Annotated in this window: 5 protein-coding genes and 2 pseudogenes; 6 read left to right on the top strand and 1 reads right to left on the bottom strand. The window is 61.2% G+C overall.

Translation table 11 applies throughout. The features are described from left to right. Positions 1 to 408: pseudogene (locus tag ACP5J3_RS09035) on the bottom strand (alpha-amylase); the annotation flags it as partial. Between the two features lie 402 nt (positions 409 to 810). On the opposite strand from ACP5J3_RS09035, the gene ACP5J3_RS09030 reads away from it, so the two are divergent. From ACP5J3_RS09030 to ACP5J3_RS09005, 6 genes and pseudogenes are all read left to right on the top strand, one after another. Further along, positions 811 to 933, top strand: a complete 123-nt coding sequence (locus tag ACP5J3_RS09030; RefSeq protein WP_428495385.1) for a hypothetical protein — start codon at positions 811 to 813, stop codon at positions 931 to 933. A 101-nt stretch (positions 934 to 1,034) separates the two neighbouring features. Then, positions 1,035 to 2,858: an aldehyde ferredoxin oxidoreductase family protein gene (locus ACP5J3_RS09025; protein WP_428495384.1), complete on the top strand. Its 1,824-nt coding sequence runs from the start codon at positions 1,035 to 1,037 to the stop codon at positions 2,856 to 2,858. A gap of 29 nt (positions 2,859 to 2,887) precedes the next feature. Then, positions 2,888 to 4,342, top strand: a complete 1,455-nt coding sequence (locus ACP5J3_RS09020) for a glycosyltransferase (protein ID WP_428495383.1) — start codon at positions 2,888 to 2,890, stop codon at positions 4,340 to 4,342. Positions 4,343 to 4,410: 68 nt separating this feature from the next. Next, positions 4,411 to 5,883 (top strand): tRNA uracil 4-sulfurtransferase ThiI, encoded by a 1,473-nt coding sequence (gene thiI / locus ACP5J3_RS09015; protein WP_428495386.1) that lies wholly within the window; start codon positions 4,411 to 4,413, stop codon positions 5,881 to 5,883. Between the two features lie 140 nt (positions 5,884 to 6,023). After that, a complete protein-coding gene (locus ACP5J3_RS09010; RefSeq protein ID WP_428495382.1) occupies positions 6,024 to 7,793 on the top strand; it encodes a ribosome biogenesis/translation initiation ATPase RLI in 1,770 nt (589 codons plus the stop codon). A gap of 1 nt (position 7,794) precedes the next feature. Continuing rightward, positions 7,795 to 8,054 (top strand): annotated as a pseudogene (locus ACP5J3_RS09005) (2'-5' RNA ligase family protein); the annotation flags it as partial.

Here is an 8,054-nt window from a genome sequence, read left to right as displayed (position 1 = left end):
GACGAGCTCCTCTACAGCCTTAACTTGCATCTCCACCTGTTCTCTAAACTCGCCGCGGTCTACGAACCACGCCAAGCTGTGGTAGTAGGTCTGCGCGGCGAATTCGGCCACTTCTCTCGACACCAGCTCCCGGAACAGATCCAGCACGTCTGGAGCCCACCTCCGGAACTGCTCCAAGGCCAAGCCGCTTACGCTGAATGTGACCTTAAAGCCGGGGATCTCCCTCGACGCGTCGATTAGAATCTTAGTAGCTTTTCTATAAACCCTGTCAGACACCCGGCGGAAGATGTGCCCGTCGAGCTCCTCGTAGAAAATCTCCTCCTCCCTAGGCCTTCTGGGGAAAACCCTGTGGAGGTCGGGCCTAAGCCGACGCGGCTGGTGCACCTCAAAGAAAAATACAACGTCCATACAACCCCCGAGACACACGTATTTAAGTACTCGGCGGCTGGCCACGACGCCGTCCACCCCCCTCCCCCACCCCGCCACATAGACACCGGATCTCCGCCATGTGAAAGCCGGATGTAGCCCCCCGGCGCCCACCCGCCCCGCGGCGGATCTCACAACACAAGAAAACCGCCCTTCGATAGGCAGGTGGAGGGCAGAAGGCCGAAGACGCGTATAAAGGCGGTGGAGGTCGGCGTGGGGCGCGGCGAGCGGAGAGAACACTGTGGCAAAGATGCGGGCCAGGTTGTTAGAGGGCTGGCGGGAGACCGTGGCGGCGAGCGAAGTTCTACAAATCCAGCGGCAGGCTAGTGGTTATATAAACATATACGCCGGTGGCGCGAGGCCGACTACATTAGAACGGCGGCGGTGCTGAAGGCCCTGGGGGTAGATAAGTGGTATAGAGCGTCGAGGCAGATACGCCTTACGGGCGGCGCGCTGGAGGCGCTGATGAGGCCGGAGCCAGTTTGCAGAGCCGTTGGGCTGTGTTGAGTTGTTCAAGCCGGTGTATATCTAGACGTCTGGCATTTGGCCCCAATACGTCGAGCCTCTATATAGAGGTATATTTATAACTACAAGAGTGCGGGGGGCTTATGCCGGGTTGGCAGGGCTCGATACTCCGTGTTAATCTTACAAAGAGGAAGTGGGTTGTACAGAGGCTTGACCCAGCGGTGGCGAGGGACTTCATAGGGGGGCGGGGGCTGGCGGCGAAGATTCTGTGGGATGAGCTCCCCCCGGGGGTGGACCCCCTTTCGCCACATAACAAGCTGATATTCGCCGCGGGTCCTCTCACAGGTTTGCCAGGGCCTAACTTCGGCAAGCTTGTAGTAGCCGCCAAGAGCCCTCTCACAGGTGGGTACGGCGACGGGAATATCGGGAGCTGGGCGGCGGTTAATCTCAGAAAGGCCGGCTACGACGCCCTAGTTGTGGAGGGCAGGGCTGAGAGGCCGGTCTACATCTTCATAGACGGCGACAAGGTGGAGATCCTGGACGCGGGGGATTACTGGGGCCTTAACGCGTGGGCTGTGGAGGAGAAGTTGCAGAAAATCCACGGGAGGGACGCGGCGGTTGTGACCATCGGCCCCGCTGGCGAGAACCTCGTTAGGTTTGCCACCGTGGTGTCGCACAAAGGCCGCTCGGGGGGCAGGCCTGGGATGGGCGCAGTGATGGGCTCCAAAAACCTCAAGGCCGTGGTGGTGAGAGGCAAGGGGGAAATCCCGCTGGCCGACAAGGCGCAGTACCAGAAGCTGGCCGTGGAGGCCGTCAAGGAGGGGTCCTCCAGCCCGAGCTACAGCTTCTGGATGAGGCAGGGGACCAACTCGACGGTGGAGTGGGCACAGGAGGCCAGCGTACTGCCGACCTACAACTACACGGAGGGCCAGTTCGACGAGTTTAACAAAATCGGAGGCGCCATGGTGGAGAAGCTCGAGACCGACCTCAAGGCCTGCCCGCTCTGCTTCATGGCCTGCGGCCACTGGGTCCCAGCCGAGTCGGGCACTGTGGAGGTCGACTACGAGAACATAGCCATGCTGGGCTCCAACCTCGGCATCGGGGATCTGCAGAAGATCGCCGAGCTGAACAGAATAGCCGACACCATGGGGATGGACACCATCTCGCTGGGCAACGTCCTCGGCTTTGTAATGGAGGCCTCTGAAAGAGGCTTGGAGGACAAGCTGGGCTTCGTGGTGGAGTGGGGGGACTACGAGGCGGCGAGGCAGTTGGCGTACGACACGGCCTACAGGAGGGGGGTCGGCGACCTCCTCGCCGAGGGCGTCAAGCGGATATCCGAAAGGATAGGCGGCGAGGACTTTGCAATACATGTAAAGGGCCTCGAGGTGAGCGCCTACGACTGCCACGCCGCCCCCGCCATGGCGCTGGCCTACGCCACGTCGCCCATCGGCGCCCACCACAAAGACGCTTGGGTAATATCCTGGGAGGTCAAGACGGATCGCATGGGCTATACAAGAGAGAAGGCGGCTAAGGTCGTGGAGCTCCAGAGGATTAGAGGCGGATGGTTCGAGACCTTCGTCGGTTGCCGCCTCCCGTGGGTGGAGGTCGGCCTATCCCTCGACTGGTACCCAAAGCTCTTCAAGGCGGCCACCGGCCTAGACGCCACCCCCGACTACTTCAACGAAGTGGGCGACAGGATATACGCGTTGATAAGAGCCTTCTGGATTAGGGAATACGGCTGGTGGAACCGCGAGATGGACACGCCCCCCAAAAAGTGGTTCAAGCAACCGCTCTCCAGAGGCCCGCTGAAGGGGGCCCACCTAGACTACGACAGCTACAACAAGCTACTCGACTACTACTACGAAATCCGCGGCTGGGACGCCAGAGGCGTACCCACCCAGAAGACGCTGGAGAGGCTCGGCCTGGGCTACGTTGCCGAGCAACTTGGGAGGTTCATCGAGCTGTAAGTTTTAAAAAGGGGGCCCCGCCCCGGGGCGTGATAGTATCCATCACACCCGAACTGGCGATCGGGCGCTTTAGGAACTTCGCCGGCGGTCTCGGCGTGTTGGAGGGCGACAAGTTCTACGCAGCGGCCAGGCTCGGCGTGCCCTACACCGCGATAACGCTGTACTACCCAGAGGGCTACGTGACCTACAGAGAGGAGAACGGCGAGCTGGTCGCCGCGTCCGAGGGGAACACTATGGAAGAGCTTCGACGCGTGGGCGGCGCGGAGATCCAGGTGAGAGGCGACAAGGTGATCCTCTCCTACCTCACATACCAGCTGGGGACGGCGACTGCGGTTTTCATAAACGTGGAGAAGCCCGAGTGGGCCGCCAAGGCGGCGCGGAGGCTCTACCGGGAGGATACTGAGGCGGACAGGTTCTACAAATACGTCATACTGGCGAAGGCCGCAGTCGACTACGTGGAGAGGTACATCGGCTGGGACAGGGTGAGGTACCTAGACCTGCAAGAGGCGTACACAGTCCTGGCCCTCTTCTTCAGGCGCCACGACAAGGCGAGGCTTGTGATACACACCCCCGCGCCCTGGGGCCACCCCACCTTCTCCAGGAGGTTCTTCAGAGACGAGTTCGGCTTCGACATGGCCATGGAGCCCGTGGTCCTCACCGAACTCGGCTTGGCGATGACCTCCGGCGGCATAGTGGTGTCGAGGAAAATGGTGAAGCTCGCCTGCAACACCTTCCCCCACCACTGCCACAAGATAAAGCCCGTGACAAACGCCGTAGAGATACCGCGGTGGGAGCACCCAAGGCTAAGAAAAGTGGAAAGCCCCGAGGAGCTGAGGAGAGCCAGGGAGGAGGTCAAGAGGGAGGCTCTGCGCGCCCTCGGCATAGAGGCCACGGGAAAGGTGGTGATGTCCTGGGCCAGGAGGCTCACCCACTACAAAAGGCCCCACTACGCCCTCCAGCTAATAGAAGACATCGATAGAGACGTCTTGTTCATACTCGGGGGCCGGGCCCACCCAGCAGACCACTACGGGGTCGAGATGATGAAAAAGTTCAAGGAGGCGGCGGGGTCCGTGGACAACGTGTACTACTTCCCCGACCTCGACGCCGACACAGCCAGGCTGATCATCTGGGCCTCCGACATCTGGCTCTTCACGCCCTTCAGCGGCTGGGAAGCCAGCGGCACCTCCTTCATGAAAGCCGGCGTCAACGGAGTGCCGTCCGTAGCCTCCCGCGACGGCGCGGTGCCCGAAGCCGTAAAAGACGGGTGGAATGGCTGGCTCTTCGGCGAAGACAGAGACAGACTCCTCCCACTAGACAGCGCAGAAATAGACCAGAGAGAATACGGCGAATTCAGGCGGAAGGTAGAAGAGGCACTCGACGCCTATGCAAGCGGGAGGTACTGGGAGGTGGCCTTCAACACTTACAGAAGCTTTAGAGAGATCTTCTCAATGGAGCGCCTCTTTCGAGACTACGGCTATCTCTGACCTCCTCCCCGCCCCGAGGTTCGCCGCCATAAATATAATTAGCCAGTGGAGGGAGACTCAATGTGGATATGCTCGTTATTGTTAGATACGGCGAGCTGACCGTAAAGAGGGGGTACACCAGGATGGAGATGGAGAGGCTTTTGATGAGGGCGGCGGGGGAGGCGGCGGGGGAGTGCGGAGGCGCCAGATTCGAAAGGGAGCCAGGCAGGCTCTACGCCTGGGGAGACGTGGAGTGCCTAAAGAAGGCACTGTCGAGGGTATTCGGCGTTAAGTCGGTGAGCCCAGCCCACGTGGCGGAGTTCTCAGGGCTTGACGACATCGCGGCGTATGCGAAGCAGATCTGGGGAGGCCTCGTCGTCGGGAGGAGGTTCGCCGTGAGGGTGCACAGAGTCGGGGAGCACCTCTTCAAGTCGCTGGACGTGGCGGCGGCGGTCGGCTCGGCCCTCGTGGCCTCCGGCGGCTCGGTCGACTTGGAGAGGCCGGAGGTGGAGCTCTTTGTCGAGGTTAGGGGGAGGAGGGCCTATTTCTACACCGAGGTTGTGGAGGGCCCCGGGGGCCTGCCGCTGGGCTCCGAGGGGAAGGTCCTGGCGCTGGTGTCGGGCGGGATCGACTCCCCTGTCGCCGCGTGGATGCTGATGCGGAGAGGGGCCCACGTCGACGTCTTCTACTGCAACCTGGGAGGCACACTTGCGCTCCTCCACGCCTTAGAGGTGATTAGGCGCCTCCTGTCGTGGTCATACGGCTACAATGCCCGCGTCGTGGTTGCCGACTGCGGCCCCGTTGCCCGCGCGCTACGGAGGGGGGTCAGGGAGGGGCTGTGGAACATAGCGTTTAAACGCGCCCTCTACAAAATAGGCGCCGAGGTAGCGAAGCGGGTAAAGGCCACGGCGCTTGTGACGGGGGAGTCACTGGGCCAGGTCTCTTCGCAGACGCTCCAGGCCCTCGCCGCCGTGGAGGCCGGGATCGGCATGCCGGTGCTGAGGCCGCTCATCGGCATGGACAAAGACGAGATCGTCAAAATAGCGCAGAAAATCGGCACCTACGAAGCCTCGGTAAAGATGCCCGAGTACTGCGCCGTGTTCAGCAGAAAGCCGAGAAAGTGGGCAAGAAGGGAAGAGGTAGAGGAGATCGACCTAGCCCTCCACGATGCCGTAGCCGAGGTGGTGGATAGCGCGAGGGTGGTAAAGAAGAGAGAACTCGAGGACTTCGTAAAGAGCCTCTCGCCGCCCCGCGACCTGGAAATAGACGCGGTCCCCAGCGACGCCGTCGTCGTCGACCTGAGAGACCAGGAGGCGTACAGGAGGTGGCACCTCCCCGGCGCCATCAGGACAGACGTCGACGACGTCCTCACGCTCGTGGACAAACTAGGGCGCGACAAGACATACGTATTCTACTGCTACAGCGGAGGGCTAAGCCTAGACGTAGCCGAAAGCCTACGCAAAATCGGCATAAAAGCCTACTCCCTCAGGCTGTGGCGTACGTCGTCACCCAATCAGACAAGGGACAGCACATCACAGACAGACAAATCCACCGACTTATAAACCTCCTCCCATGCCCCACGCCGGCGCGCACAGCGGCGCCCTAGACGGCTAGATGTACCTAGAGCCCGTGTGCGCCGCGCTGGACACATGTCTAAAGACTTGAAGAGAGAATAGATTTATAGCACGTCGTAACGTGGCGCGTGGTTCGCGTCGCGGTTGTTGATAGAGATGCGTGTCAGCCTAGGAAGTGCGGCCAGGAGTGTGTGAAGTACTGCCCCGTAAACAGGACGGGGAAGGTGGTTTGGATCGACGACCAGTTGAAGAAGGCGGTGATCTCCGAGGCTCTCTGCATTGGCTGTGGGATATGTGTGCACAAGTGCCCGTTCCAGGCCATTACAATCGTCAACCTGCCGGACGAGCTGGAGAGGGACTGTGTCCACAGGTACGGGCCGAGTGGGTTTAAGCTCTACCGCCTCCCCATGCTGAGGAGGGGGAAGATAGTGGGGGTACTGGGGAGGAACGCCCTTGGGAAGACGACGATGGCTAAGATACTCGCCGGGGAGCTTGTTCCCAATCTGTGTGGGGAGGCCGGCGGGTCTAGGGAGGAGGTGATTAGGCAGTTTAGGGGGACGGAGCTCCAGACGTACTTCTCGGAGCTCTACGGCGGCAGGCTGAGGGCTGTGCATAAGATTCAGTACATCGAGCTGATTCCGCTTTACCTCAAGGGCACCGTGGGGGAGGTGTTGAAAAAGGCCGGCGTCAAGGAGGAGCTGGCCAGGAGGCTTGGGCTGGACAAGCTGTCGGGGAGGGAGGTCGACAAGCTGTCGGGGGGTGAGCTTCAGAAGCTGGCCATAGCCGCGGCCCTCTCCAAAGACGTGGATGTGTATATATTTGACGAGCCGGCGACTCACCTCGACATAGTGGAGAGGATGAAGGTGGCGGACGCCGTCAGGGACTACACCCAGAACAAATACGTGTTGGTGGTGGAGCACGACTTGACAGTGCTCGACTTCCTCGCGGACAACATAGTTATTGTCTACGGGAAGCCCGGGGCGTACGGCATCGTCTCGCACCCCTCGGGGGCCCGCGAGGCGATTAACGAATACCTGGCGGGCTACATCTCGTCGGAGAACATGCGGATTAGGGACCGCCCCATTAAGTTTGAGCTACGTCCGCCGGAGAGGAAGAGCGGGAAGGCGGTGAGGCTGGTGGAGTGGGAGGACCTCTACGTGGACCTGGGGGGCTTCCAGCTGGAGGTGTCGGCGTCGTACATAGCCAAGGGCGAGGTGGTCGGCGTGGTGGGCCCAAACGGCATCGGCAAGACGACATTTCTAAAGGTGCTCGTGGGGGAGCTGAAGCCCCTCAGGGGGGCCGTCAACGCAACTCCCCGGGTCAGCTACAAGCCGCAGTACATCCGCGACATCGCCGTGAAGAACCAGGACGTCCCGGTGGGCCTCTGGCTGGCCCAGCAGGTGGGAGACTACTCGGAGAACCCGATTTGGCCGGATTTGAACAGCGGCTTCAACCTGGCGCCTCTCCTCGAGCGGAGGATGGGGGAGCTCTCGGGCGGGGAGCTCCAGCGGGTTGTGGTGGCGTCTGCGCTGTTGAAGAAGGCCGATCTCTACGTCTTGGACGAGCCGATGGCCTACCTCGACGTGGAGCAGAGGATAACGGTGGCCCGCACAATTAGGCGGATAATTGAGGAGAGCGAGGTGGCGGCCCTCATCGTGGAGCACGACATCGCGATGCTTGACTACATGTCTAACGCTATTATGCCGTTTATCGGAGAGCCCGGCGTCAGGGGGCGCTCCCCCGGGCCGACGGATATGAGGACGGGCATGAATATGTTCCTAAAGTGGGCGGACGCCTCGTTTAGACGCGACGTGAGGTCAGGGAGGCCGAGGCTGAACAAGCCGGGGTCTGCACTCGACAGGGAGCAGAAGGAGAGAGGGGAGCTGTACTACGTGTAGTATGTCGTACATATATGGGGTACTCCCGCCGATCCACCCGCTGAGGCCGTTTGAGGGTGTGGTGCCGGTGAAGCCCCACATTACTCTGGTGAAGTTGGAGAGGCCGTTGAGGGTTGAGGTGCGGTACCGCCAGTTTGTCGCCTCTCTGGGCCCCGTGGTGCTTCTGCCGTCGCAGTCGAGGCCTAGGTATATAGCGCTGAGGGTGGAGCCTCTGGGGGAGTTCGCCGCGTTGAGGACTCTGCTCATGGCGTCGCTGGGTGG

This window comes from Pyrobaculum sp., from assembly GCF_049971835.1.
Taxonomy (GTDB): domain Archaea; phylum Thermoproteota; class Thermoprotei; order Thermoproteales; family Thermoproteaceae; genus Pyrobaculum.
This window is presented reverse-complemented; position numbering and strand designations above follow the sequence as displayed.

Excerpts from the sequence above, each read along its gene's own strand:
- ACP5J3_RS09025 (WP_428495384.1), top strand. The coding sequence starts at position 1,035 with ATGCCGGGTTGGCAGGGCTCGATACTCCGTGTTAATCTTACAAAGAGG.
- thiI (WP_428495386.1), top strand. The coding sequence starts at position 4,411 with ATGCTCGTTATTGTTAGATACGGCGAGCTGACCGTAAAGAGGGGGTAC.